The organism is Streptomyces odontomachi (assembly GCF_024435355.1).
Classification (GTDB): domain Bacteria; phylum Actinomycetota; class Actinomycetes; order Streptomycetales; family Streptomycetaceae; genus Streptomyces; species Streptomyces odontomachi.
This window is the reverse complement of sequence record NZ_JAMJWG010000008.1, coordinates 79,500-104,583: the sequence shown is the minus strand read 5'-3', so window position 1 is coordinate 104,583 and position 25,084 is coordinate 79,500. Positions and strand designations below refer to the sequence as shown.

Annotated in this window: 21 protein-coding genes and 1 pseudogene; 14 read left to right on the top strand and 8 right to left on the bottom strand. The window is 72.6% G+C overall.

Annotated elements, in window-relative coordinates; all coding sequences use genetic code 11:
• The first annotated feature begins 62 nt into the window (after positions 1-62).
• The 4 genes from NQO67_RS18330 (at position 63) to NQO67_RS44285 (ending at position 5,678) form a co-directional block, all read left to right on the top strand.
• Positions 63-1,328 carry an SLC13 family permease gene (locus NQO67_RS18330; RefSeq protein WP_255951121.1) on the top strand — a complete coding sequence of 422 codons (1,266 nt, stop codon included), beginning with the start codon at positions 63-65 and terminating at the stop codon, positions 1,326-1,328.
• Positions 1,329-1,493: 165 nt separating this feature from the next.
• Positions 1,494-2,951 carry an FAD-linked oxidase C-terminal domain-containing protein gene (locus NQO67_RS18325; protein WP_255951120.1) on the top strand — a complete coding sequence of 486 codons (1,458 nt, stop codon included), beginning with the start codon at positions 1,494-1,496 and terminating at the stop codon, positions 2,949-2,951.
• 5 nt (positions 2,952-2,956) lie between these two features.
• On the top strand, positions 2,957-4,261 hold the full coding sequence (locus NQO67_RS18320; protein ID WP_255951119.1) for an FAD-binding oxidoreductase: 1,305 nt from the start codon (positions 2,957-2,959) through the stop codon (positions 4,259-4,261).
• Position 4,262: 1 nt separating this feature from the next.
• Entirely contained in the window at positions 4,263-5,678 is a 1,416-nt protein-coding gene (locus NQO67_RS44285; RefSeq protein ID WP_255951118.1) for a (Fe-S)-binding protein, read from the top strand.
• A gap of 31 nt (positions 5,679-5,709) precedes the next feature.
• On the opposite strand, the gene NQO67_RS18310 is transcribed toward NQO67_RS44285, so the two are convergent.
• Entirely contained in the window at positions 5,710-6,498 is a 789-nt protein-coding gene (locus NQO67_RS18310) for a VOC family protein (RefSeq protein ID WP_255951117.1), read from the bottom strand.
• 39 nt (positions 6,499-6,537) lie between these two features.
• Entirely contained in the window at positions 6,538-7,890 is a 1,353-nt protein-coding gene (gene tcuC / locus NQO67_RS18305) for a tricarballylate/proton symporter TcuC (protein ID WP_255951116.1), read from the bottom strand.
• A gap of 246 nt (positions 7,891-8,136) precedes the next feature.
• Here tcuC and NQO67_RS18300 point away from each other — a divergent pair, with 246 nt between their 5' ends.
• From NQO67_RS18300 to NQO67_RS18275, 6 genes are read left to right on the top strand one after another with little or no spacing between them, the layout of a single operon-like run.
• Positions 8,137-8,928, top strand: coding sequence for an IclR family transcriptional regulator (locus NQO67_RS18300; RefSeq protein WP_255951115.1), 792 nt, complete (start codon positions 8,137-8,139; stop codon positions 8,926-8,928).
• A gap of 6 nt (positions 8,929-8,934) precedes the next feature.
• Positions 8,935-10,101, top strand: a complete 1,167-nt coding sequence (locus tag NQO67_RS18295) for a CaiB/BaiF CoA transferase family protein (protein ID WP_255951114.1) — start codon at positions 8,935-8,937, stop codon at positions 10,099-10,101.
• Positions 10,098-10,850, top strand: coding sequence for an enoyl-CoA hydratase/isomerase family protein (locus NQO67_RS18290; protein WP_255951113.1), 753 nt, complete (start codon positions 10,098-10,100; stop codon positions 10,848-10,850). The genes NQO67_RS18295 and NQO67_RS18290 overlap by 4 nt, the downstream gene beginning before the upstream one ends.
• A complete protein-coding gene (locus tag NQO67_RS18285) occupies positions 10,847-11,671 on the top strand; it encodes a CoA transferase subunit A (RefSeq protein ID WP_255951112.1) in 825 nt (274 codons plus the stop codon). Before NQO67_RS18290 ends, NQO67_RS18285 begins: the two co-directional genes overlap by 4 nt.
• Positions 11,668-12,402, top strand: coding sequence for a CoA-transferase subunit beta (locus NQO67_RS18280; RefSeq protein WP_255951111.1), 735 nt, complete (start codon positions 11,668-11,670; stop codon positions 12,400-12,402). Before NQO67_RS18285 ends, NQO67_RS18280 begins: the two co-directional genes overlap by 4 nt.
• Positions 12,399-13,988 carry a class I adenylate-forming enzyme family protein gene (locus NQO67_RS18275; protein ID WP_255951109.1) on the top strand — a complete coding sequence of 530 codons (1,590 nt, stop codon included), beginning with the start codon at positions 12,399-12,401 and terminating at the stop codon, positions 13,986-13,988. Before NQO67_RS18280 ends, NQO67_RS18275 begins: the two co-directional genes overlap by 4 nt.
• 80 nt (positions 13,989-14,068) lie before the next feature.
• Here NQO67_RS18275 and NQO67_RS18270 read toward each other — a convergent pair whose 3' ends face one another.
• Positions 14,069-15,577, bottom strand: a complete 1,509-nt coding sequence (locus NQO67_RS18270) for an MFS transporter (RefSeq protein WP_305125987.1) — start codon at positions 15,575-15,577, stop codon at positions 14,069-14,071.
• A 250-nt stretch (positions 15,578-15,827) separates the two neighbouring features.
• Here NQO67_RS18270 and NQO67_RS18265 point away from each other — a divergent pair, with 250 nt between their 5' ends.
• On the top strand, positions 15,828-16,793 hold the full coding sequence (locus NQO67_RS18265; RefSeq protein WP_255951107.1) for a helix-turn-helix domain-containing protein: 966 nt from the start codon (positions 15,828-15,830) through the stop codon (positions 16,791-16,793).
• A 125-nt stretch (positions 16,794-16,918) separates the two neighbouring features.
• Here the strand turns inward: NQO67_RS18265 and NQO67_RS18260 are convergent, their stop codons facing one another.
• Together NQO67_RS18260 and NQO67_RS18255 are read right to left on the bottom strand one after the other, a co-directional pair.
• Positions 16,919-17,527, bottom strand: coding sequence for a transglycosylase SLT domain-containing protein (locus NQO67_RS18260; RefSeq protein WP_255951106.1), 609 nt, complete (start codon positions 17,525-17,527; stop codon positions 16,919-16,921).
• Positions 17,528-18,063: 536 nt separating this feature from the next.
• On the bottom strand, positions 18,064-18,984 hold the full coding sequence (locus NQO67_RS18255) for a helix-turn-helix transcriptional regulator (RefSeq protein WP_255951105.1): 921 nt from the start codon (positions 18,982-18,984) through the stop codon (positions 18,064-18,066).
• A 99-nt stretch (positions 18,985-19,083) separates the two neighbouring features.
• Between NQO67_RS18255 and NQO67_RS18250 the strand changes: the two genes are divergently transcribed.
• Positions 19,084-19,872 carry a phytanoyl-CoA dioxygenase family protein gene (locus tag NQO67_RS18250; RefSeq protein ID WP_255951104.1) on the top strand — a complete coding sequence of 263 codons (789 nt, stop codon included), beginning with the start codon at positions 19,084-19,086 and terminating at the stop codon, positions 19,870-19,872.
• Positions 19,873-19,877: 5 nt separating this feature from the next.
• Positions 19,878-20,465 (top strand): annotated as a pseudogene (locus tag NQO67_RS44580) (ABC transporter substrate-binding protein); the annotation flags it as partial.
• Between the two features lie 93 nt (positions 20,466-20,558).
• Here NQO67_RS44580 and NQO67_RS18245 read toward each other — a convergent pair.
• A complete protein-coding gene (locus NQO67_RS18245) occupies positions 20,559-21,254 on the bottom strand; it encodes a DUF4232 domain-containing protein (protein ID WP_255951103.1) in 696 nt (231 codons plus the stop codon).
• A gap of 198 nt (positions 21,255-21,452) precedes the next feature.
• On the opposite strand from NQO67_RS18245, the gene NQO67_RS18240 reads away from it, so the two are divergent.
• On the top strand, positions 21,453-22,757 hold the full coding sequence (locus NQO67_RS18240; protein ID WP_255951102.1) for a helix-turn-helix domain-containing protein: 1,305 nt from the start codon (positions 21,453-21,455) through the stop codon (positions 22,755-22,757).
• Positions 22,758-23,019: 262 nt separating this feature from the next.
• On the opposite strand, the gene NQO67_RS18235 is transcribed toward NQO67_RS18240, so the two are convergent.
• Together NQO67_RS18235 and NQO67_RS18230 are read right to left on the bottom strand one after the other, a co-directional pair.
• Positions 23,020-23,952, bottom strand: a complete 933-nt coding sequence (locus NQO67_RS18235) for a S1 family peptidase (RefSeq protein ID WP_255951101.1) — start codon at positions 23,950-23,952, stop codon at positions 23,020-23,022.
• 136 nt (positions 23,953-24,088) lie between these two features.
• Entirely contained in the window at positions 24,089-25,075 is a 987-nt protein-coding gene (locus tag NQO67_RS18230) for an ABC transporter substrate-binding protein (protein WP_255951100.1), read from the bottom strand.
• Positions 25,076-25,084 lie beyond the last annotated feature (9 nt).

The window sequence follows — 25,084 nt, the reverse complement described above, 5'->3', positions numbered from 1 at the left end:
GGCGACCCTCATGACTCCCGCGGTCGCCGGCACCTCATGACTCTCCCGCAGAGGGGACAAAGATGTCGCCCGTCCAGATCTTCTCCCTCGCCCTGCTGGTCCTGGCGTTCGCCATCGCCATGGCCCGGCACATGAACGTCGGATTCACCACCATCCCCGCCGGGTTCCTGCTCTGCCTCGTGGCGGGCGTCCCCGTCGACGCCTACTTCGCGCGCTTCCCCGGCAGCCTGGTCGTCCTCATCCTCGGCGTGACCTTCCTGTTCGGGCATGCCCAGCGCTCCGGCGCGATCGACCTGCTGACGGGTCTCGCGGTCGGGGCGACGGGCCGTCGCGACTGGATGCTGCCGTGGATCATGTTCGCGCTCGCCGCCGCGCTCAGCGGGATCGGGGCACTGCCGGCGGCATCGCTCGCCATCGTCGTGCCGATCGCGATACGCGCCGCGCAGCAGCGGCGGATCAATCCGGTCATGATGGGCCTGGTGACCATATCGGGGGCCCTGGCCGGCGGATTCTCGCCGATCAGCGTCTGGGGGCAACTCGTCCTGACCCTGGCGAAGGAGGCGGGGCGCCCGCTCTCGGCACCCGGTCTCTTCCTGATCGAGTTCGCCCTCAACCTGCTCGTGGCATGCGTCGCGTTCGCGCTCTTCGGCGGGCCTGCGCTGATCCGCCGCCCGCCGGGCCCGGACGTCGCCCGCGACCCCGCGGCGTCCGGCACCACCACGCCCCGGACCACCCCGTACCAGATCACCTCGCTCCTCGGCATCGCGGCGTTCGTGGCCACCGTGCTGGTCTTCGACGTCGACGTCGGTCTCGCCGCGTTCTCCGTGGCCCTCGTCCTCCAGGTCGTGCACCGTCCCGACGAGAAGGAGACGGTGCGCGCCCTGCCGTGGTCCGTGGTGCTGGTGATCACCGGCGTACTGCTCTACGTCGGAGTCCTGCAACAGGTCGGCACCCTCAAGGCGATCTCCCACCACCTCGGCGGAATCAGCAGCACCGGTCTTGCGATCCTCGCGCTCACCTACGTCGGCTCGCTGTTCGCGTCCTTCGAGTCGTCCTCGGTGGCCGTACTGGGCCTGGTCGTCCCGGTGGCGCTGCACGTCACCTCCGGAGTCGAGGGGACCGCGCTGCTGCTGATCGTCTGCGCGGTGTGCTGGGCGATCGTGGTGTCGTCCCCCAGCCCGTACCACCTGTCGGGGGGCCTGGTGCTCGCCAGCAGCCCCGAGCCGGAGCAGCCGCGGATGTTCCGCAGACTCCTGGCGTGGTCCCTGTCCGTCGCCGCCGTCGTACCGCTGATCGGCTGGCTGCTCCCCACCCTCGGGCCGGGATGAGACGTCGATCGCCGGGCAGCAGCGGAACAAGAATTCCGCACCCGGCAGTGGCGAAGAACCGCATTGTGGAATAAGAATTCCACTATGCGGTGTGTCGAGGGACCTCACACGGGTGTGGCGAAGGACCTCGGAACAAGGACCTCGGAACCGACTGGAGGTTGCCCCATGGCCTTGGCACAGGACCGGGCGCGCGAGGAGTTCCTGACGGCGGTCGGCCCGGACGGCCTCATCGACGACCCGGTGGAGCTGCGGTCCTACGAGTGCGACGGGCTCACCGGGTACCGGGTCACCCCGGCCCTGGTGCTGCTGCCGCGCACCACCGAACAGGTCGCCGCGGCGGTACGGGTGTGCGCCCGGCACCGGATCCCGTTCGTCGCCCGCGGCGCCGGCACGGGGTTGTCGGGTGGGGCGCTGCCCGTCGCCGAGGGTGTGGTGATCTCGGTGCAGCGGCTGCGCGCGGTCCTCGAGGTCGACCCCGTGCACCGCCGGGCGCGGGTGCAACCGGGCGTGACCAACCTCGACATCACCCGAACCGTGTCCGAGCACGGCCTGTACTTCGCCCCCGATCCGTCCAGCCAGCAGGTCTGCACGATCGGCGGCAACGTCGCGGAGAACTCCGGTGGTGCGCACTGCCTGAAGTACGGGTTCACGGTCAACCACGTACTCGCGGCCGAGGTGGTGCTGCCGGACGGCACGGTCACGACCCTCGGCGGCGACTCGGCGCACCAGGGCGGCTACGACCTGCTGGGCGCGTTCATCGGCTCGGAGGGCACGCTCGGGATCGTCACCGAGATCACCGTGAAGCTGCTGCCGCGGCCCGCCGTCGTGCGCACCGTGGTCGCCGACTTCCCCTCCGTCGAGCAGTCCTGCCGCACGGTCTCCGCCATCGTGGCCCGGGGGATCGTGCCCGCCGCGGTCGAGATGATGGACACGCTGGCCATCGAGGCGGTCGAGGTGGCCGTCGCGGCGGGCTACACGCGGGGCGCCGCCGCGGCGTTGATCGTGGAACTCGACGGGCCCGAAGGGGAGGTGGCCACCCAGTTCGACCAGGTGCTCGGGCTGTGCCGCGAGCACGGCACGACGAAGCTGCGGGTCGCCGAGACGGACGAGGAGCGTACGGCGATCTGGAAGGGACGCAAGGCCGCCTTCGCCGCGATGGGGCGGATCAGCCCGAACTACTTCGTCCAGGACGGCGTGGTGCCGCGCACCCGGCTCGCCGAGGCGCTGACCCGGATCGCCGAACTCGCGGACGCGGCCGGACTGCGCGTCGCGAACGTCTTCCACGCCGGGGACGGCAACCTGCACCCGCTCGTCCTCTACAACGAGTCCGCGGGTGAACACGACCGTGCCGAGGAGCTGTCGTCGGCCATCGCCGAACTCTGCGTCGACCTCGGCGGGTCGCTCTCCGGCGAGCACGGCATCGGCACGGACAAGGTCTGCTCGATGGTCCGCCAGTTCACCGCCGATGACCTCGCCACCATGGCGCTGCTGCGGCAGGCCTACGACCCGCAGAACATCTGCAACCCCGGCAAGCTGCTGCCGACGCCGCGGCTGTGCGGCGAGCAGCCGGGACCGCACAAGCCGCACCCGGCCGAGACCGCCGGCCTGGCGGAACGGTGGTGAGCCCGGTGACCCGGAGTCGAACCGCCCCGCCCGCCGCCGTGCAGCGGCTTCGCCCGACCGACCTCGCCGAGGTGTGCGCCGCGGTGCGCGACACGGCCTCGTCCGCTCCCCGGCTGCTGCTGGCCGGCACCGGCTCGGCGACGGGCTGGGGCGGCCGGCCCGAGACGCCCGACGCCGTACTCGACGGCACCGCGCTCACCGGTGTCGTCGCCCACAACCCCGCCGACATGACGGTCCAGGTGCGGGCCGGCACGCGCCTGTCCGACCTCCAGGCCGAACTGGCGCAGAGCGGCCAGCGCGTCGCCTTCGACCCGGCTCGCTCCGACGCGAGCATCGCCGGCCTGCTCGCCACGGCCGACGCCGGGCCGTTGCAACAGGGCTACGGCATGCTGCGCGACCTCGTCATCGGCATCACCGTCGTCCTCGCCGACGGCACGGCGGCCGGCTCCGGTGGCCATGTGATCAAGAACGTGGCGGGCTACGACCTCGCCAAGCTCTTCCACGGCTCGCTGGGCACCCTCGGCGCGGTCGCCGAGGTCGTGCTGCGCCTGCACCCGCTCCCGGAGTCGGTACGCACCGTCGCCGTCACCGCCGCACCGTCCCACGCGTACCGGCTGGCCACCCGCATCCTGGCCGGCGGTCTGGAACCGGCCGCCCTGGGATGGGCCGGCGGCCGGCTGCTGGTCCGCCTGGAGGGCACGGCGGACGGGACCCACCGGCGGGCCGCGGCGCTGCGGGAACTCATCGCGGACGACGACATCGCGGACGCCGGCACCTCGGACGCCGGCACCTCGGAACACGCCATCCCGGACGACGACGCGGGCCCCCGGCTGCTGACCGCGCACGAGGCGGCGGAGCACTGGACGGAAGTCGACCGGGTGTCCCTGGGCGGGCCCGGCGACACGGTGCTGCGCTTCGGCGCGCTGCCCACCACGGCGGCCCGGATCGCCGATGCGCTGCCCGGGGACGACGGCGAAGTGGGCATCCGGACCGCGGGTTCCGTCGGCGTCGGGGTGTACACCGTGCGCCTGCACGGCGGCGACGCGGCCGGCCACCGGGCGGTCGCCGGCCGGCTGCGCGACACGGTCGACCGTGCGGGCGGCACCTGCACCCTGCTGCGTCGGGACGGGCTGCCCGACGACTTTCCCGCCTGGGGCAGGCCGCCGGCCGCCGTGCCGGTCATGCGCGCGATCAAGCACAGCTTCGACCCCCGGGGACGCTTCGGTGCCGGCCGGTTCGCCGGCTGGCTGCCCGCGCCGCCCGAAAGCGACGGCGAGCACCCGGACGACTCCGGCGTGAAGGAGGCCTGACGTGACGACCGCCGACAACACCGGCGCCCCGATCGGCAGCGACGCGATCGGCAGCACCCCGACCGGCAGTGCCGCGAGGGCCGGCGACGCGCTCGGCAACGGCGCGTTCGACGCCGTGCACCCGCCCCGGCGTGAGCTCCTCGACGAGTGCGTGCACTGCGGGTTCTGCCTGCCCACCTGCCCCACCTACGCGGTCACCGGTGAGGAGGCGGAGTCCCCGCGGGGCCGTATCTACCTGATGGACCTGGCCGCACGCGGCGAGATCGGGCTCGACGAGGCCTTCGGCCGGCACATGGACTCCTGCCTGGGCTGCCTGGCCTGCGTGACCGCGTGCCCCTCGGGCGTGAAGTACGGCGAACTCATCGAGTCCGTACGGCCGCAGGTCGAGCGGAACATCCCGCGGACGGTGCCGGACCGGCTGTTCCGGGCCCTGATCTTCCGGCTCTTCCCGTACCCCCGCCGCCTGCGGATCGCCGCACTCGGCGGGCTGCTCTACCGCCGCATCGGACTGCGTTTCCTGCTGCACAGGTCGGGGGTGATGAGGCGGCTCCCGGCCCGGCTGCGGGCCGCCGAGGCGCTCCTTCCACCGGTGACGGCAAGGACGCTGTTCACCAGGACCCGCCCGTACACCCCGGCCGCCGGTGCCACCCGGCTCCGGGTCGGGATGCTCGCCGGCTGCGCCCAGCGGGTCTTCTTCGGCGACGTCAACGCGGCGACCGTGCGGGTGCTCACCGCGGAGGGCTGCGACGTCCACGTGCCCCAGGACGACCAGTGCTGCGGGGCGTTGTCGATGCACGCGGGCCGGGCGGACGAGGGGCTGGCGCGGGCCCGCGCGACGATCGACATGTTCGCGCGGTACGACCTGGACGTGATCGTCACGAACGTGGCCGGCTGCGGCTCGAACCTCAAGGAGTACGCCGCCCTGCTGCGGGAGGACCCCGGGTACGCGGACAAGGCCGCCGCGTTCACGGCGAAGGTGCGCGACGTCCACGAGGTGCTCGCCGAGCTGCCCGTGCGGGCGCCCCGTGCGCCGCTGGACACCCGCGTCGCGTACCACGACGCCTGCCACCTGGCCAACGCGCAGGGGGTCAGGAAGCAGCCCAGGCAGGTCCTGGAAACCATCCCCGGGCTGTCGGTCCAGGACGTCGCCGAGGCCGAACTGTGCTGCGGTTCGGCCGGGATCTACAACCTGGTCCAGCCCGACACCGCCGAGGACCTCGGCCGGCGCAAGGCCCGCAACCTGGCGGCGGTGCGGCCCGACGTGGTCGCCACCGCCAACGCCGGGTGCCTGCTCCAGATCCGCCGGTACCTGGACGAGGGCATACCCGTCGTCCATCCCGTCCAGCTGGTCGACGCCGCCATCCGTGGCCACGACCCGGCGCCGGAGCCACCCGGCGGGGCCGCTCCCGAGCGGTGACCGCGTCCCGTACGCGGTGCCGCCGTCCCGGTCAGCTGATCTCGGGCAGCTCTCCCTCGGTCGTCCCGAGGTCGATCACGGAGAGCGTCGCGCCCTGCGGGTCGGAGACGGCGGCGAAGCGGCCGAACGGGCTGTCGTGCGGACCGAAGTGGACCCGTCCGCCGTGCCGGGTCACGGTGCCGACCGCGGCGTCGCAGTCGGCCACGGCGAAATAGACGTTGACGTAGGGCGGGACCTCGGCGGGCCAGTTCTCCGTCATCTTCATACGGCCGGCCACGGGGTCGTCGCCCAAGGTGAAGACCTTGAAGTCGACGGCCTCGTCCTGCACGCTCCGCACGCCGTAGCCGAAGACGGCCGGGAAGAAGGCGTCCGCCTTCGCCGTGTCGCGCGTGGTGACCTCGACCCAGGCGTACGAGCCCGGCTCGCCCTGCTTCTCGAAGCCCTGGTGCGTACCGGCCTGCCAGACGCCGAAGACCACCCCGCTCGGGTCCCTGGCCATCAGCATCCTGCCGAAGTCACCGACCGCCGTCGGCTCCATCAGGAGGTCGCCGCCGTTGGCACTGACCATGGCGGCGGTGGCGTCGACGTCCGGTGACGCGAAGTAGACGTTCCAGGCCGGCGGGCCCTCCCAGCCGGGCATCAGGGGCGAGAGCGCGGCGACGTTCTCGCCCCCGGAGAACGCCTGCGTGTAGTTCCCGTACTGCTCGGACGTCGCACCGAAGGTCCAGCCCAGCAGCTCGCCGTAGAAGTCCTTCGCGGCCTGGAGATCGGGGAACATCGCATCGGCCCAGCAGGGCGTGCCTTCGGGTTTCACGGCCATGGTTCCGCCTGCCTCCCGGTCAACGGGAAAATGTCCTCCTTAGGAGGATATTCGAGCATCCGGGTCGGCGCCCGAGGCGGCGTGCGAGGTGGTCGCCTCCGGCTCCGGGGCGAGCATGCGGCCGCGCTTCACGATCACGGCGCCGGCCAGCGAGACAAGGGCGGCGCCGGCCAGCCAGAGGCCCGGCATCGCACCGTTGCCGCCGGTGGCGTCGATCAGGGCGGTGCAGATGGTGGGGGTGAATCCGCCGAAGATCGCCTGCGCGAGGCTGTAGGCGACGGCGAAGCCGGTCGCGCGCACCTTCCCCGGCATGAGTTCGGTCAGCGTGACGACCATGGTGCCCTGGTACGCGCCGTAGAGCAGGGAGAAGATCAGGAGCACCCCCAGCATCCTGCCGAACGAGGGGTCCGCGACCAGCCACAGCATCAGGGGATAGGACGTCAGCGCGACGAGCAGCGCGGAGCCGATCAGCAGCGGCGTGCGTCCGATCCGGTCGGAGAGCAGGCCCGCGAGGGGGATCCACACGAAGTTGGACACCCCGACGAGGCCCGCCACCACGAAGGCGCTCAGCGAGCTGAGCCCCAGCTCCCGCTGTCCGAAGGTGGGGGTGTAGGCCGTGATCAGGTAGAACATCACGCTGGTCAGCGTCACGAGGGCGACGGCGACCAGCACGATCCGCCAGGAGGCCAGCAGCGAGCGGTACACGGACCGGAAGTTCGGCGCCCCGGAGCTGGTGCGCCGCGCGAACGACTCCGTCTCGGGCAGGGTGCGGCGGATCCAGAACACCGCGGGCAGGACGAGGCTGCCGACCAGGAACGGCACCCGCCAGCCCCAGGCGTCGATCTGCGCCGGGCTGAGCGTCAGGGAGAGCGCGATGCCCACGAGGGCGGCGGTGAGCACGCTGATCTGCTGCCCCGCCGACTGCCAGCTGACGAAGAAGCCCCGACGGCCGGGGGTGGAGATCTCCGCGAGGTAGACCGACACGCCGCTCGACTCCGCCCCGGCCGAGAACCCTTGGAGCAGCCGGGCCAGCACCACGAGGACCGGCGAGGCGAGGCCGATGCTCGCGTAGGTCGGGACGACGGCGATCAGGACGACGCCGACCGACATGATCGCAAGGCTCAGCAGCAGTCCGGCGCGGCGTCCGCGCCGGTCCATGTACCCGCCCAGGACGACGGCGCCGAGCGGACGCATCAGGAACCCCACGCCGAACGTGGCGAACGACAGGATCAGCGAGACGAGGTCGTTGCCGGTGGGGAACACCGTCTTGGCGATGGCCGAGGCGTAGAAGCCGTAGACGGTGAAGTCGTACATCTCCAGGACGTTGCCGGCCGCCGCACGGGCGACGTTGCGCCGTACGGCGGTCTGCGTGCCGGGCGAAGTTTCGGGCACCTTTGCCTCCTGCCTTCGGGTGGGCCGGCCGGGCCGAGCATGCAAGGTCGGGCACTGCCGAGTCGAGCGCTGCCGAGCGTTGCCGAGCGTTGCCGAACATGGTGGCGTCCTAATATGTAGAACGCCTGTTTAAAGTTCGACACAGTTCAGCACCGGCCTGCCCGTTCGTCAACGGATTGACCTCACGCTTCTCACGTATCTAGGGTGTGTTTGCATTTCAGAAAGGCGTTCCATATTTTGGAACGCATGGACAGTACGTTGTTGAAAGGGCTCAGGGTGCTGGAGACGGTGGCGCGCAGCGCGGGCCCCCGCGGGGTGAGCGAACTCGCCCGCGAGCTGGAGCTGACGAGGAGCAACGTGCATCGCACGATGCAGACCCTCGTGGCCGCCGGATACCTGCGTGCGTCGGCCGACGGCGCGGGCTACGAGTGCACGGTCAAGCTGTTCGAGCTGGGCAGTGCCGTGATGGAACGGGTCGACGTACGACGCGTCGCACAGCACTACATCCGGCGGCTCGCCGAGCAGACGGCCGAGACGGTGCACCTGTCGATACTCGACGATGCCGAGGTCGTCTACCTGGACAAGGTGGAGAGCCCTCAGCCGGTACGTGCCTACTCCTCGATCGGCGGCCGGGCCCCGGCCCACTGCGTCGCCTCCGGCAAGGCACTGCTCGCCGCACTGCCCGGGGACACGCTCGACGCCTTCCTCGCACGCGACCTGCCCGCCTGGACCGAGCGGACCATCACGGACCCCGCCGAACTCGCCCGGGACCTCGCGCAGACGCGGGAGACCGGATGCGCGGTCAACCGCGGGGAGTGGCGGATCTCCGTCGCGGGCGTGGCGGCCGTCGTGTTCGACGGGGCGGGCCGGCCCGCGGCGGCGATCGGGGTCTCCGGACCGGTCGACCGGGTGCTGCCCCAGGAGTCGCGCTACCGCGGTGCGGTGCTGGACGCGGCACGCGAGATCTCCCGCGAACTGGGCTGCCGCACCTATCCGTCGGGGCCGAACGCCGGCCCCGCACGATCCACAGAAAGGTGAGCGCCGATGACGGGTTTCCTCGACGGCATCAAGGTCATCGAGTTCTGCTCCGTGGCGGCAGGCCCGTTCTGCGGGATGCTGCTCGCCGACATGGGGGCGGACGTGATCAAGGTCGAACACCCCGCCGCCGGGGACTCGATGCGCGCCTGGCCGCCGATCACCTCCGGCTACAGCGAGAACTTCGCCTCGCTCAACCGCAACAAGCGCTCGGTCGCGCTCGACCTGAAGGACCCCGGGGGACAGGCTGCCGCGCGGGAGCTGATCGCCGGCGCCGACGTCGTCGTCGAGAACAACCGGCCCGGAGTGATGGCCCGCCTCGGCCTGGACCACGACACGGTCCGGGAGGGCAACCCCGGCCTGGTCTACTGCTCGATATCGGCCTTCGGCCAGTCCGGACCGCGCGCCGCCGAGGGCGGCTTCGACCTCACCCTGCAAGCCATGTCCGGAATCATGAGCGTCACCGGGGAACCCGGCGGCGACCCGGTGAAGTGCGGGGTGCCGATAGCCGACTTCACCACCGGCCTCTACGCCGCCTTCGCCGTCGCCGCCGCGCTGCGGGACCGCACGCGTACCGGGCAGGGCGGGCACATCGACGCCTCGATGTTCGGCTGCTCGCTCGCCGTCGCCGCCCTCCAGACCAGCCAGTTCTTCGGCAGCGGCGCCGACCCGGTCAAGCTCGGGTCCGCCCACCCGCGCAACGCCCCCTACCAGGCGTTCCGTACCGCCGACGGGCACCTCGCGCTCGCCGCCGGCAACAACTCCCTCTTCGCGGCGACCTGCGCCGCCGTGGACCGTCCTGAGCTGGTCCACGACGCACGGTTCGCCACGACCGAGCTGCGCTCGCGCCACCAGGACGCGCTGCGCGAGATCCTGGAAGAGGCCTTCGCCGACCGGACGGTGGACGAGCTGCTCACCACGTTCCGCGCGGCCAAGGTCCCCTGCGCCCCGATCAACACCTACTCCCAGGCACTGGCCGACCCGCAGGTCGAGCACATGGGCTGGGTCCGGCCGCTGACCCTGCCGTCCGGGGACACGACCGAGACGTTCGGCCCGCCCCTGTGGATCGACGGCCGCCCGCACGGACCGCTCCGCCCGCCTCCCGCGCTCGGCGAGCACACCGACGAGGTGCTCGGCGCGATGGCGGTACCGGCCACCGGGCGGAGGGCGTCATGACCGTGCTGCACGCGGACCGGCGCGACACCGTGCTCACCCTCACCCTGAACCGGCCCGAAAAGCACAACGCGCTCGACCCCGAGCTGGTGGAGCGGCTAATCGAGCAGCTCACGGCGGCCCGGACCGAGCCGACCGACCTCGTCGTCCTGCGGGGTGCCGGGCCCGGGTTCAGCGCCGGCTTCGACCTCAGCCGGCTGGCCGAACAGTCCGACGGAGACCTGCTGCACCGCTTCGTCCGCATCGAACAGCTGCTCCAGGCGGTGCACGACGCGCCCTTCGCCACGCTGGCACTCGCCCACGGCCGGGTCTTCGGCGCCGGCGCCGACCTGGTCTGTGCCTGCACGCACCGGATCGCCGCCCCCGGAACCCGGTTCCGGCTGCCAGGACTGGCCTTCGGCATCGTGCTCGGCACCCGCCGGCTCGCCGCCCGCGTCGGGGCCGACACGGCACGCGCGATCCAGGCCGCCGGGCGGACCCTCGACGCCGACGAGGCCGAGCGCACCGGCCTCATCACGGCGATCGCCGAAACCGACGCGTGGGAGGGCATCGCGCACACCGTGGCACGCGAGACCGGCGCCATCACCCCCACGGCACGCGCCCTCTTCCACCGGGCGCTCGCCGACGCCCGGCCCGACGAGGACCTGGCCCACCTCGTCCGCTCGGCCGCGGAACCGGGACTGCGCGAGCGGATCCGCGCCTACCTGGCCGGAACCGCTGGAACCACGAAGGCCGCAGGAGGAGAGCGTTGAGCACCCATCGAGAACCCGCGACGAAAGTCGTCCCGCTGCCCGATCTCGCCGCCCGGATCCATGACGGCGACTCGGTCGCACTGGGCGGCAGCTTCCTGCACCGCGGACCGTTCGCCCTGGTCAGAGAGTTGATCCGGGCAGGTCGCAGCGGCCTGGAGATAGTGAAGCAGTCGCCCGGGTACGACATCGACCTGCTCTGCCGGGCCGGCGCGGTCAAGCGGGCCAGGGCCGGGATCGTCGCGCTGGAGGGCAACTTCGGCCTCGCTCCGTGGTACCGCAGGGCAGTCGAGACGCACGCCGTAGAACTGGAGGAGCACGCGTGTGCCACCCTCACCGCCGGGCTGCGCGCAGCGGCGTTCGGCGTGCCGTTCCAGCCGGTCGGCGGCGTGCACGGCTCCGATCTGGTCGAGCTGAACGGCTGGGTGCGGATGGCCGACCCCTACGGCAGCGGTGCCGCGGTGTACGTGATCCCCGCGATCCGCCCGGACGTCGCCGTGATCCACGCCAACGAGGTCACCGCCGAGGGCGACGCCCGGGTCTTCGGCACCACGCACTGGGACCGCATCATGACCCGCGCGTCCCGCAAGGTCCTCGTGGTGGCGGAACGGCTGGTCGACGCCGCGGAGTTCGAACAGCGGCCCGAGCTGACGCTGGTCCCGGGCTTCATGGTCGACGCGGTCTCGATCGTGCCGCGCGGCGCATGGCCCGGGTCCTGCTGGCCCGACTACGGCGTCGACTACGACGCGGTCTCGGCCTATCTGGACGCCGCTGACCACACTCTGGAGGACCACATGACCGCCGGCCCGGAGGTGACCCGATGAGCACCTGGTCGCCGTTCTCCTACCTCGTCACGAACCTGGCGCGCTTCGTACGGCCGCACGAGGTCACGTTCAGCGGCGTCAACTCGACACTGCCGATGCTGGCCTGCCTGCTGGCCAAGGAGGCGTACGACTTCCCGTTCACGTACCTCAACGTGGCGGGCGGCGTGGACCCCCGCCCTTCGGCCGTGCCGATCTCCAGTTCCGATCCGCTGCTCGCCGAGCACAGCCGGGCCATCTTCGCCAACGAGGACTTCTACGACCTGTGCACCCGCGGCGGGATGGACCTGTGCTTCCTCGGCGCCGCACAGGTGGACGGACGCGGCGACACCAACGTGTCCTGCATCGGCGACTGGCATCGGCCGAAGGTGCGGCTGCCGGGCGGCGGCGGGGGTTCGGTGATGCTGCCCACGGCCAGGCGGTCCTGCACCTGGCGGACCGAGCACTCGCCCCGCACGCTGGTCGAGCGGCTCGACTTCCGCACCGCGGCCGGCGGCATGCACGGCGTCGTCACGCCGATCGCGGTCTTCGTCCACGACGGTGACCGGCTGCGCCTGGCCTCCTGGCACCCCGAGGTGACCCTCGACGAGGTACGCGAGCGCACCGCGTTCGAGATCCTGCTCCACGACGGCGCCGGCCCGACCGCGCCGCCCACCGCGGCGGAGGCCGCCGCCCTCACCGAGCTGGACCCCGACGGCTCCTTCGAGGCCGACGCTTCGGTGGTGCTGCGATGAGCGCGCCGACCACCCGGCGCCCCGGCGCCCCCGAGGACCGCGACCTGGTGGGTGAGCTCACCGACGCGCTGGAGCGGCACGCGCGCCACGACCGGGTCGCGCTGCTGGACGACGAGGGGCCGGTGACCTACCGGGACCTCGCCCGGCGCGTCGAGCGGGCCGCGGCGGGCCTGAGCGCCCTCGGCCTGCCGCCCGGGTCGACGGTCGGCATCGCGGCGGAGAAGGGGGTCCCGCAGGTCGTGGCCCTGCTCGCCGCGGTGCGCGCGGGACACTGCGGCTGCGTCCTCGACCCCCGTCTCTCCGCGTCGCAGGCGGCAGACCCGGCCGCCGAGTTCGGGATCTCCCTGCTGCTGGCCGACCCGGCCCGACTCCGGGAGCCGCGCACGGCACCCGACGGACCCGCGCCGACCGCACCGGAGGCCGGCCCCGCGGTGACCCCGCTGGAGGCCGTACTCGACGGCACCGAGGACCCTCTCGACCCTCTCGCGCTCCCCCCGTGCGAGCCGTCCGCGCCGGCACTGTTGCTGTTCACGTCCGGCAGCACGGGCGCGCCCAAGGGCATCCGGCTGACCCGCGGGAACCTCCTCGCGCACGCCCGCGGGGTCGTGGCGCACACCGGGCTCACCCCCGACGACCGGCTGCTGCACCTGATGCCGTTGCACCACACCAACGGCGTCAACAACCAGATCCTCGCCCCCCTGCTGGCCGGCGCGAGCATCGCACTCGTGGCACGGTTCCGCGCCGCAGCGGTCGAGGACCAGATCGACCACTTCCAGCCGACCATCCTCACCGGCGTCCCCACGATGTACCTGCGGATGCTGCCGCATCTGCGGCCGGGCAGCGCGCACTCCCCGTTGCGGCTGCTGCGCTGCGGTTCGGCGCCGCTGACCGCTGCCCAGCACGACCAGATCGAGACCGCCTTCGGCGTGCCCCTGATCCAGTCGTACGGACTGTCCGAGGCCACCTGCACCACCGCGATGAACCCGCCGCACGCGCCGCGCCGCGGCACCGTCGGCACGGTGCTCGCCGGCCAGCAGGTCCGGATCCTCGATCCCTCCACCGGCCGGGACGTGCCGCCCGGTGCCGAGGGCGAGATCTGTATCGGCGGTCCGACCGTGATGCGCGGCTACGAGGGCGACACCGGCGGCGACGGCCCGGTACGCGACGGGCTGCTGCACACGGGCGACCTCGGCAGCCTGGACGCGGACGGCTACCTGTCGGTGACCGGGCGACTGAAGGACGTCGTCATCCGCGGCGGGGAGAACCTCTCGCCGTATGCCATCGAGACCGCACTGACGGTGCACCCGCAGGTGAGGGAGGCGGCGGTGGTCGGGGCACCGCACCACGACCTGGGCGAGGTGCCCATGGCCTTCGTGGTGCCCGCCGATCCCCGGCTACCTCCCGACGCCGAGGCCCTGCGCACCCATGTCGCGGGGGCCCTGTCCCGGATCCACGCCCCTGCCCGTATCGAGGTCGTCGAGGCACTCCCGGTGAACGGGGTCGGCAAGGTGGACAAGAAGACACTCCGCGCGCAGGCCCGGCACCACGGCGCCGGTGCACCTCCGGCGGTGCGCGAGAGCGGGTGATGCCGGGCGACGGCGGGATGTCGCTCCAGGACACGGGTGGCGTGACCAGGGTGACCACGCCCCGTGCGCCGCACGGGGGGTCAGCCGCGGGGCAGGAAGAGGCGGGAGAGGCCGGCGGTGACGAGGAGGAGGGCGGCGACGGTGAGCAGGCCGAGGCGCATGCCCGGCAGGGAGAAGCCACCGTCGGGGCCGGCGAGCAGGCTGCCGAAGAGGGCGACGGCGAGGGCGCCGCCGGTCTGCCGGAGGGAGTTGAGCAGCCCCGACGCGGTCCCGGCGCGCTCACCCGGGGCAGCGTCGATCAGCAGCGCGGTCAGCGCGGGAACCGTGAGCGCCCCACCCACGCTGAGCGGGAGCAGCAGGACCAGCACCAGCCACACGGGGGTGTGCGCGGCCAGCGGCAGCATGGCCAGCATCGCCCCGCTGAAGACCAGCTGACCGGCGACGATCACCGGCCGCCGCCCGATCCGCTCCGCCAGGCGCGGCGAGAGCAGGTTGGAGACCGTCACCACCGCCGACATCGGGACGAACATCAGCCCGGCCGCTGTCTCCGACATCCCCCGGAGCTGCTGGTAGTAGAGACCGAGCAGGAAGATCCCGCCGTAGAAGGCGGCGTTGACGGCGAAACCGACCAGCAGCGGGATGTTCACCTTGCGATCCCGCAGCATGGCGAGCGGAACCATGGGCTGGCGGTGCCGGGACTCCACCACGCGGAAGGCGATCCCGGAGGCGACGGCGAGCACGGCGGCGCCCACGACGAGGGGGCTGGTCCAGCCCAGGTGGCCCCCCTCGATCACCGTGAAGGCGAGCCCGGCCAGGGCCAGCACGGCGGTCAGCTGGCCGCCGCCGTCCAGCGCTGCGGGGCGGCGCGGGGAGCCCGGCACCCGGACCAGCAGGCCGAGTATCACCAGGCCCACCGGCAGATTGAGCAGGAAGACCGCCCGCCAGCCGGCCGACTCGGTGAGCAGCCCGCCCAGCACCGGCCCTGCGGCCATCGCCACCGAGCCGCCGACCGTCCACAGCGCGATGGCGCGGGCCCGCTCCCGGGCGTCCTCGTAGGACTGCCTGACCAGCGCCAGCGAGGCCGGCATCACGACCGCGGCCGCACCGCCCTGCGCCACGCGCGCCGCGATCAGCACGCCGATGCCGGGTGCGAGCGCGCAGCCGAGGGAGGCGAGGGTGAACAGGGCCACGCCCCAGGCGTAGGCGCGGCGGGCGCCCGCGCGGTCGGCGATGGCGCCGGCGGAGAGCATCAGGGCGGCGAACATCAGGGTGTACGCGTCCACCACCCATTGCAGCCCGGCCATCCCACCGCTGAGGGAGTCCCGGATCGCGGGCAACGCGATGTTCACTGCCGAGACGTCGATGGTGATCACCGTGAACCCGAGGAGCGAGGCGACCAGCGCGACGCCTGCCCGACGCGGCGCGGCGGGGCCGCCGCCGCGCGGGGCGGCCGGTCTGCCCCGCTCCGGCTGTCGTGGCCGGAGCCTGCGCGTCGAGACCGCGGGGCCGTGCCGGCGGGCGGGGGCGGTGACTGTGGCGGTGGTGGTGGACGGTGCCGGGGAAGTGGTGGGGGACGCGGTGGCGGGCATGGCGATCTCCTGGGCGAGGCAGGCATGGTTGACGGGGTCCGTCACGGGTGATCGGCGGGCGGCGGCGTTTCCACCAGGGCCGCGGTCCGGTGTCCTGCACCCCCTGGGCCCCGGCGGTCGCGCCGCCCGCTCCGGGACCAACTCTCAACCGGTTCGGCATCGCGCGGCAGACCGCGCTGTACCCGGGTGTGGCGTTCCAGGTACTGACACGGCCCCCCAGGGCGGACGCATGCCTGCCACAATCGGTGAAATGGCAGCAGCAACGGACACGCGGGGTACCGAACTCGGTAGATATCTGAAGGCCCGCAGGGCGCAGGTGCGCCCGGAGGACGTCGGCCTCCCGACCGGCGCCGGCCTGCGCCGCACTCCCGGACTGCGCCGGGAGGAACTGGCCGCGCTGGCCGGGGTGAGCGTGGACTACTACATCCGCCTGGAGCGCGGTCGCGAGGTCAACCCGTCGCCCGCCGTCGTGGACGCACTCGGCCGGGCCCTGCGCCTGCGCGGCGATGCGTACGAGCGGCTCCACGAGCTCGCCGAGCTGGCCTCCGGCCGGCCCTCCGAGCTGCCGGCCTGCACGGACCACACCGTCCGCGACTCGGTCCTGCGGATGCTGGAGTCGGTACGCCCGCTGCCGGCCTACGTGGTGAGCCGGTACAACCGCGTCCTGGCAGCGAACCCACCGGGCCGCCGGCTGATGCCCGGGCTCTGGGACTGCCCGGAGCACCAGCGCAACATCACCCGCTACCTCTTCCTCCACCCGGTCGGACGGACGCTCTACGAACCGCGGGAGGACACCGTCGCCCGCTCGGTGGCGCATCTGCGGGCGGTCGCCGGCGCCGACCCGGACGACCCCGAGCTGACGGCGCTCGTCGGCGAGCTGGTGCTGAAGTCGCCGGAGTTCGCACGGCTCTGGGAGCGGTACGACGTCTGCGAGCGTGGCGGCGGACAGAAGTCCTTCCAGCACCCGAAGGCCGGCCCGATGACCCTGACCTACGAGGTCATGCAGCTGGCCCGGACGGGTGGCCAGCGGATGGTGGTCTACCAGGCGGCCCCCGGCACCCCGGACGAGGAGGCCATGCTCCGCCTGGAGGCCCCGCACCCGCCGGCCACCCGCGCGGAGCCGACACCCTCGGGCCACCCCGACGGGGCACCCGAACTCCGCCCCGCCCGCTCGCCGTCGCAGGCCCCCGCCGCCGCTGCCGCTGCCGCGAGCTGACCCGCAGCGGTCTGCCATGACACCCGAAAGCCCCCTGGCCTGCGGCGTGAAACCGCAGGCCAGGGGGCTTGTCATGGAACGTGGGGGACGGTCGCCCCAGCCCGATCAGTGGGTGCTCGGTCCGATCAGTAGGCGGAGTTGACGTTGTCCATCGAGCCGTACCGGTCGGCCGCGTAGTTACAGGCGGCCACGATGTTGGCGACCGGGTCCGTCAGCGAGTTCTTGGTGCCCTTGACGTGGTAGGTGTCGAAGGTGGGCTGGATCACCTGGAGCAGGCCCTTGGACGGCACGCCGTTCTGGGCGTTGATGTCCCAGTTGTTCTGGGCCACGGGGTTGCCGCCCGACTCGCGGATGATGTTCTTGTGGATCCCGTGGTAGCTGCCGGGGATGTGCTTGGCGTGCATCACGTCCAGCGCCGTCTTGATCCAGCCGTCCAGGTCGTTGCCGTACGTCTTCTTGCCGTGCGCGACGAGCTTGGCGACCTTGGTGGACTGCTTCTGCTGCGTGCTCTTGGCGCCGGCCTTCTTGTCGCCCTTCGCGTCACCCTTGTCGCCCTTGCCGGCCTTGTCGGCCACGGTGGCGGTCGAGACGCTCGCGGTGGCGTGCGTGGGGGCCGGGGTGGCGGCGTGCGCCGGGGCCGGGGCCAGCGTGGCGATGGCGGTGGCCGCACCGGCGGTGACGATGCCGGCGACGGTGTACTTGCGGAAGCGAGCGGTGGTGGTCACGGCGGTCATGGGCGTACCTCTCCAATCAGGGGCTGCGTGGGGAGGCCGACAGGAGGTCGGCGGCACACACGTCCGGCGCATGTGGCTGCGGTGGTGTGCTCGACGCGGCTGTCGCGTCGTGGGGCCGGTGTCAGGCTCGGGCGGGAACTTCCTCCGCCCGGTCCGGCGCTCGGCTCCCCGGTACGACCCCCACATTGCAGAACGGGTCCACCGATCGACAACCATGTGACCTACGATGCCGGATAGCAGGTCCGACCAGGACATACCGCTCGGGCGTGCGGGGTGCGGGCTCGCGGCTACTACCGGGCTTCCGTTGTGACGCGCGCCCTGTGCCCTCCTTCACGCGAAACCGGCAAAAACGGGCATACGGGGCGGGTGGAGTGTGGCTCGGGGTGCATGGACCGATCACCGAGGGGTGGCCTCGCGCGGACGTGGCGCGCGGCCGTGAGACGCGCCTTGAGCGAGCCCTCGGCGCGGCAACGGTCCGCAATGGATCACCATGGGTCAGCACGGATCACCAATGGGTCAGCACGGATCACCACGGGTCAGGGCACGAACGCCCGCCACGCCCGTTGCCGGTACTCCCGCGGTGGGATGCCGTGGGCGGCGCGGAAGCACCGGGTGAAGTACGACTGGCTGGAGAAGCCGCAGCGCTGGGCGATGGCGGTCACGGGGTCGGTCGTGGCGGACAGGAGTTCCGTCGCCCTTTGCAGCCGTAGCTCGGTGACGAACGCGGTGGGCGTGATCCCGTAGTACGTCCGTACGGTGCGGGACAGGTGTGCCGCGCTCACCGCGGCCAGCCGCAGCATCCGCGGCACGCCACCCCGCAGGTTCTCCTCCTGCCGCATGGCGGTGCACGCCCGCGCGAGCCAGTCCGGCCGGCGGCCGGAGGCCGAAACGCCCTGGCCGGCACCCACCCCGGCACCGCCACGCGCGTTCCGTGGCCGGCCGGTGGCCCGCACGCCGACGGCGGGCTCCGCCGGGTCCCCCAGCAACTCGGTGAGGTCGGTCCAGAAGCGCAGCGCGTCCAGCATCGTCGGCCGGTGCTGGTAGCGGGTGAGGGCCCGCTGGAACACGGCCGCCGCGCGCTCCGCCCCGCGGCCGGCCAGCCGCCAGTGCGGCGGCAGCGCGGCGCTCTCCCACGAGCCGCTCGGATCGAGCCCGGACAGTCCGACGAAGCCGCGCCACAGTGCCGCGGGAAAGGCCACGTTGACGAACGTCAGGCCACCGGCGGCGAAGCCCTGCATGGCGTGCCGGTCGCGCGGGCGCACCAGGACCACGTCCCCGGCGTGCAACTGCTGGGCGCCGTCGACGAGCAGTTGGCGGCCCTGCCCCGACGCCACCCCCATGAACTCGTAGAAGTCGGCGTGCCCGTGCTGCTCGGAACGGCCCGACTGGACGACCAGAGCCGCGTGGTACGGCAGGCCCGGAGCGTGGTCCGCGTACTGCAACAGCTGGCTCGGCACATCAACACCGTACATATTCGCGCAAGCCCATTGCTATCCCCACCGGGGCCGCGGCCACAGCATGGAACACACGATTCCGGACGTCACGGAGGGGGCGCCATGCCTGTTTCGCGTGCTGTGCAGCACAGCGCACTGGCGGAGTTCGAGCGGGACGGTTACACGATCTTCCGCGAGGTCATCGACCCCGAACTCATCAAGGAGGTGGACGCACACGTGACGTGGCTCGGGCAGCAGCACCCCGAGGTGCGTCCCGAGCAACTGGGGCACACCTTCCTCAAGGACGACCCGTTCTGGCTTCGACTGGTCTCCGACGACCGGCTCCTGGACATCGCCGAGATGTTCGTCGGCCCCGACATCGCGCTGTTCGCCTCGCACTACATCAGCAAGTCCCCGTACTCCGGACAGCCGGTGCTGTGGCACCAGGACAGCGCGTTCTGGCCGCTGGAGCCGATGCGGGTGGTCACCCTGTGGCTCTCGGTGGACCACTCCACGCCGGAGAACGGCTGCGTGCGGGTGATCCCGGGCAGCCACCGCCAGGAGATCGCCGCCATGCGGGACAACACCGAGGTGGCGAACGTACTCGGCCAGGAGATCGCCGCGGACGTGGACGAGTCCCGGGCCGCCGACATCGTGCTGAGCCCCGGCGACGTGGAGGTGCACCACCCCAACATCGTGCACGGCAGCAACGCGAACACCTCACCGCACCGGCGCTGCGGCCTGACCATCCGTTACATTCCCACCTCCACCCGGATCACCGACCCCGAGCAGCCCTACCCCAGCGCCTTCTGGCTGCGCGGCGACCCGGGCCGGGTGAACGTGTACCAGCCCGTCCCGTCCTACCAGGACGGCCGGCACTTCCCGTTCCGCGACGCACCGCACTGGACCTGACGCCGATGACGGGGAGGGGAGGGCGGCGGGCTTCCCGCGCGGCACGGACGGCACTGGCGGTGCTGCTGAGCCTGGTCACGGTGGCGGCCCTGGCCTCCTGCACCGGGCCGGGCGCCCGGGACCGCACGGCACTGCGGGTCTGGCTGCTGGAGGCACCCACCGGGCAGATCTCCGCCGGCTACGACGACCTGGTCGCGGACTTCGAGCACCATCACCGGGGCGTCCACGTCGAGCTGACCCGGGTCCCGTACCAGCAGTACGGCGACAAGCTGGTGCTCGCCGTGCAGGGCGGCTCGGGTCCCGACGTGATGGTGCTGGACCAGATCTGGACCCCGGAGTTCGCGGCGGCCGGGCTGATCGCGGGCCTGGACGGCCGGCTGCGTGCGGCCGGCGTCCGCAGCACCGACTACTTCCGGGGGGCCTGGGCGTCCAACGAGTGGCGGGGGCGCACCTGGGGCGTGCCGTTCAACACCGACGCCTGGGAGCGGATGTACTACAACGCGGACCTCTTCCGTGAGGCGGGCCTGGACCCGGACCGGCCGCCGCACACCTGGCGCGCGTGGCTGGCGGCGGCGCAGCGCATCGACCGGGTCCCTGGCGCCTCCGGCATCAGCCTGATCGGCTGCCGCGACGAGGCGGGTCCGGCCGGTGGCGCACCTGCCGGTGGCGCGCCTGCCGGCGCCGGGTCACCAGGTGACGGCGTCGTCCATCGACTGCTGCCAGTACGTGACCTTGAGCGAGTCGTCGACGTAGACACCCTTCTCGGGCAGTGCCGGGTGTCCGGCCGAGGGGACGTCCTCGCTGCTGGTCCGGCCCTGGAAGTAGACGGTGAGGGACTTCTCCGTGCGGCCGTTCGTGCCGCTGCCGTCGGCCGCCGACAGGTTCACCGAGGCGTAGCCGGACTCGCCGGGGTCGAGCGTGACGACGGCCTGCGGGTGCGAGGCCGCGATGACCGGCGGCACCGACTGGGCGGCTCCGAAGCGGACGGCCGGATAGCCGTAGAGGTAGCAGGGCACGCTGCCGGTGTTGGTGACGGTGAGCAGCATGTGGTTCACGGGGCGGGTCAGGGGAGCCGCGACCATCTTGGTGGTGGAGCCCTGGCAGGTGACGGCCTTGCCGGCGGTCGCGCCGGAGCCGCCGTCGCCGGAACCCGCCGAGCCCTTCGCCCCGGACCCGTTCCCGGTGCCCTGCGCACCGTCGGTGGTGGGCTGCGCGTGGTCGTGGGACGAGGCGGTGGGCGACGCGGTCGAGGCGGCGCCCGCCGATGCGCCCTCGTCGTGGACGCCCGTCCCGTCGTCGCACGCGGTCAGCGAGAGCGCGGCGAGCGTGACGGTCGCTGCGGCGGTCAGGAAACGGGTGCGGGAGGTGCGGATGCCGGACATCTGGGTGAGCCCCTTCGGTACTGCGGTGGGTGTGGTGCTTGGATGACCAGAGCTTGCGGGGCCCGCTGTCCCAGCCGCCACGAAGGCCGGGCAGTTGGGGACGCTGGGACACGAAAACGGGCTTTGAACAGCTGAAACGTAAGGCGCCTGGAACGCGGGAATGGGACACCCCGGGCCACGCGGGATAGGGGAGGAACGGTGTCAGGGGCGACGGGGGCCACGGGCGCGACGCAAGCCGCCGGGGAGGCAGGGGCCTTCGCAGCGCTGCTGCGCGGGCTCAAGGACCGTTCACAGCTGAGCTACGGGGCGCTCGCCAAGCGGTTGCACATGAGCACGTCGACGCTGCACCGCTACTGCAACGGCAGCGTGGTGCCGACCGACTACGCACCGGTCGAACGGCTCGCGCGGGTGTGCCGGGCGACCCCCGAGGAACTGGTCGCGCTGCACCGGAGCTGGATCCTGGCGGACGGGACCCGGGGGCGTAAGGCGCCGGAACCGGAGGGCGGGCTGCCCGAGGCGGCCGGTGCGACGGAGCCGGCGTCCGCCGGCGGTGGACTTCGCGCACCCGAAGCGGGCGAGGAACCGGTGGTCGGCGGCCCCGGCACGGGCGCCCCCGAGCCTCCCCGCCGCCGTCGCGCCGCGCTCATCGCCTCGGCCGCCACCGCGGCCCTGCTGGGAGCCGTACTGCTCGCCGTGAACCTGCCGTCCTCCGGGGGCGACGGCGGCGACCGGAAGGCCGCCCCCGGCACCGGCACCGGAACCAGCACCGGCCGAGCGGTCGACGCGAGCCCGTCCGCGTCGACGTCCCCTTCGCCGTCGAAGAGCGCGCGGACCGGCACGCCCCCCGCCTCGGCGCCCGCGTCGTCCGCCGCCCCCGGCAGCGGCGGCGCTGCCGGGCACACCGGCGGTGTACCGGTCAACGTCGGCATCCGCCCCTACGTCTACGACGACCCGTGCAGCCAGCACTTCCTCGTCGACAGCGAGCCCGCACAGGTGGGGCCGCCCGCCACCGAGCAGGAAGCGCCCCGCTGGGCCGCCGCGTACGGGGCGGTCTCCTCGGACGAGCAGCGGGTCGCCCTCACCGTGCAGGGCACCGGGAAGGAGACCGTCGTCCTGGAGGCGCTGCACGTACGCGTCGTCACCAAGGACGCCCCGCTGGCCTGGAACGACTACTCGATGGGCGTCGGCTGCGGCGGCGGCGTCGAGACCGAGTCGTTCGACGTCGACCTCGACGACGGCAGCCCCACCGTCGCCGTCAAGAACGGCCAGCGCGCCTTCCCGTACAAGGTCAGCGAGTCCGACCCGGAGGTCTTCTACGTCACCGCCCACACCAAGGCGCACGACGTCCGCTGGGACCTCAGCCTGAGCTGGTCCAGCGGCGCCCGGCACGGCACCGTGCACATCGACGACGACGGCACCCCGTTCCGCACCAGCGCCGCCGCCGGCCGCCCCGGCTACGACTATCCGATCGGCACCAGCGAGTGGGTCAGCCGGGACGCCTAGCGTGACGGTGGTCGCCGGTGCCGGTGCCGGTGCCGGTGCCGGTGCCGGTGCGGCGGCGTGCCAAGGCCTGCCAGCGCCTGACAGGGCCTAGGCCCTGTCGTCAAACTCCCGTCTGCCTGGCGACGCCATGCACGCACTCTCGCCGCACCGGGCACAAGCCCACGTACATCCAGTACGCGGTCTCGCGCCCGGCACGCCGAGAGCACGCACCTGACGCCGCCAGGCCGCCCTTCGGGCAACGACGGGAGTTTGACGACAGGACCTAGAAGACCGAGACCCCGAAGGCGCTCAGTGGCTCCAGGACCGGCTGGAAGTACGTGGTGCCGCCCGAGGTGCAGTCGCCGCTGCCGCCCGAGACGATGCCCAGTGCGCTGCTGCCGGCGTACAACGGGGCGCCGCTGTCGCCGGGTTCGGTGCACAGGTTCGTCTGGATGAGGCCGGACACGACGCCGTCGCCGTAGTTCACGGTGGCGTTGAGCCCGGTGACGGTGCCGCAGTGGATGCCCGAGGGCGCCGAGACGCAGGCCTTCTCGCCGACGACCGGGTTCCTGGCGTTCACGATGTCGATGAGCGTGCCGCCCGGTCCCCGTACCCCACCCTCGGCCTGGCTGGGGTCGGCGTAGCGGAGCAGCCCGTAGTCGTTGCCGGGGAAGCTGCTGGACGCCACCTCTCCGACGGGGGACCAGGTGCCGCCGAGTTGCGTGCAGTGGCCCGCGGTCAGGGCGTACTTGGTGCCGCCGGCGTCCTGCACGTTGAAGCCGACGGCGCAGCGGGCGCCCGGACCGATGATGGGGTCGCCGCCCGCGGTGTGCTCCGCGATGCGGCCCGCCGTCCGGTGGATCTCCAGTGCGGCGGGCGCGCTGTCCCGAACGGCGGCCTCGATCCGGGCGACCGCTTCCCGGCTGACGGTGCGGTCGGCGGTCACCACGAGGTGCCCCGTGGCCGGGTCGGCGTACCAGGCGGTGCCTCCCACGTTCGCGCGCCGCAGCGTGGCGTCGGCCGCGGCGAGCTGCGCGGCATCGGCCTTCGCGCCGGTGGGCGGGGTGGAAGTCCGGCCCGCCGCGGTGGCGGCCGGTGCGAGGGCCGCGACCGCGGTGGCGGCCAGCAGACCGCAGACGGCGGCGAGCGCGCCCGCGCGCCGGGTGACTCCCGCGTTGCGGCCGGGTCTTGCGGATGGAGCGGAACCACTTCTCATGGGGGCCTCCGATGGATCGGGTCAGGGCAGGTGGTGGTCAGACGCTCTGACGTGATGGTCCACCGCCCGAGGCCGAGCCAACAAGACGGCCTCCGGTCCGCTCATCCGGCCGTCCCGCGCACCCGCACGCCCCCGATCAGACGAGGGTGGTCTCCAGCGTCTCGGGCGCGAAGAGCTCCTCCGGCTCGAGCTTGCGCGCCGCCAGGCCCTGGTCGTGGGAGTACCGCAGGAAGGTGCGGAGCACCTCGACGTTCCTGTCCAGGCCGTAGGACCAGTAGTCGTCGCCGAGCACGGCGCGGGTGCGGGCCACCTCGTCGTGCAGCCACGGCAGCATGTAGCGGGCGGCCGCGGTCTCGTCCATGCCCTGCTCGCACTGGAGCTTCGCCGCCACGAAGGCGTCGTAGAGGGAGCGTGCCAGCCAGCGGTTGCGCTCGTAGACGTCGCGGCGCAGCACCACCACGTGCATGATCGGGAAGATGCCGGTACGGCGGAAGTACTCCTCCTCCGCGGTGCCGGAAGGCTCGAAGAGACGCCGGACGCCGCTGTCCCCGCGGGTGAAGCTGGCCGGGGTCCGTGGCGTGTAGAGCGCGTCGATCTCCCCGGAGGCCAGCATGTCCGAAAGCGTCTGCTGCGGGCCGATGGGCGTCACCCGCACATCCGGGGGCAGGTCCACCTTCAGCTTCTCGACCCGCCCCGCCTGGTGCAGTCCGCCCGTGCGGTACGTGACCGACTCCACCGGGACGTCGTGCTCGTCGGCGAGCATCCCGCGGATCCACACGTTCGCCGTCAGCTGGTACTCGGCCACGCCGACCTGCTTGCCGCGCAGGTCAGAAGGGTCCGTGATGCCGGAGTCGGCCGATACGTAGATGCCGCTGTGCCGGAAGAGGCGGGACGGGAAGACCGGCAGGGCGATGAACGGAGCACCGCGGGTCAGCCCCACGACGTAGCTCGACAACGACATCTCGGCGGCGTCGAACTCCTGGAAGCGGGCCATCCGGAAGAACGTCTCCTCCACCTGTTGTGGAAGGTAGGTCAGGTCGACACCGGCAGGCCGCACGCGCCCGTCCCGAAGTGCCTCAGTACGGTCGTAGCGTTCGCAGGCAAGGGTGATCGGGACGCTCACATCGGCTCC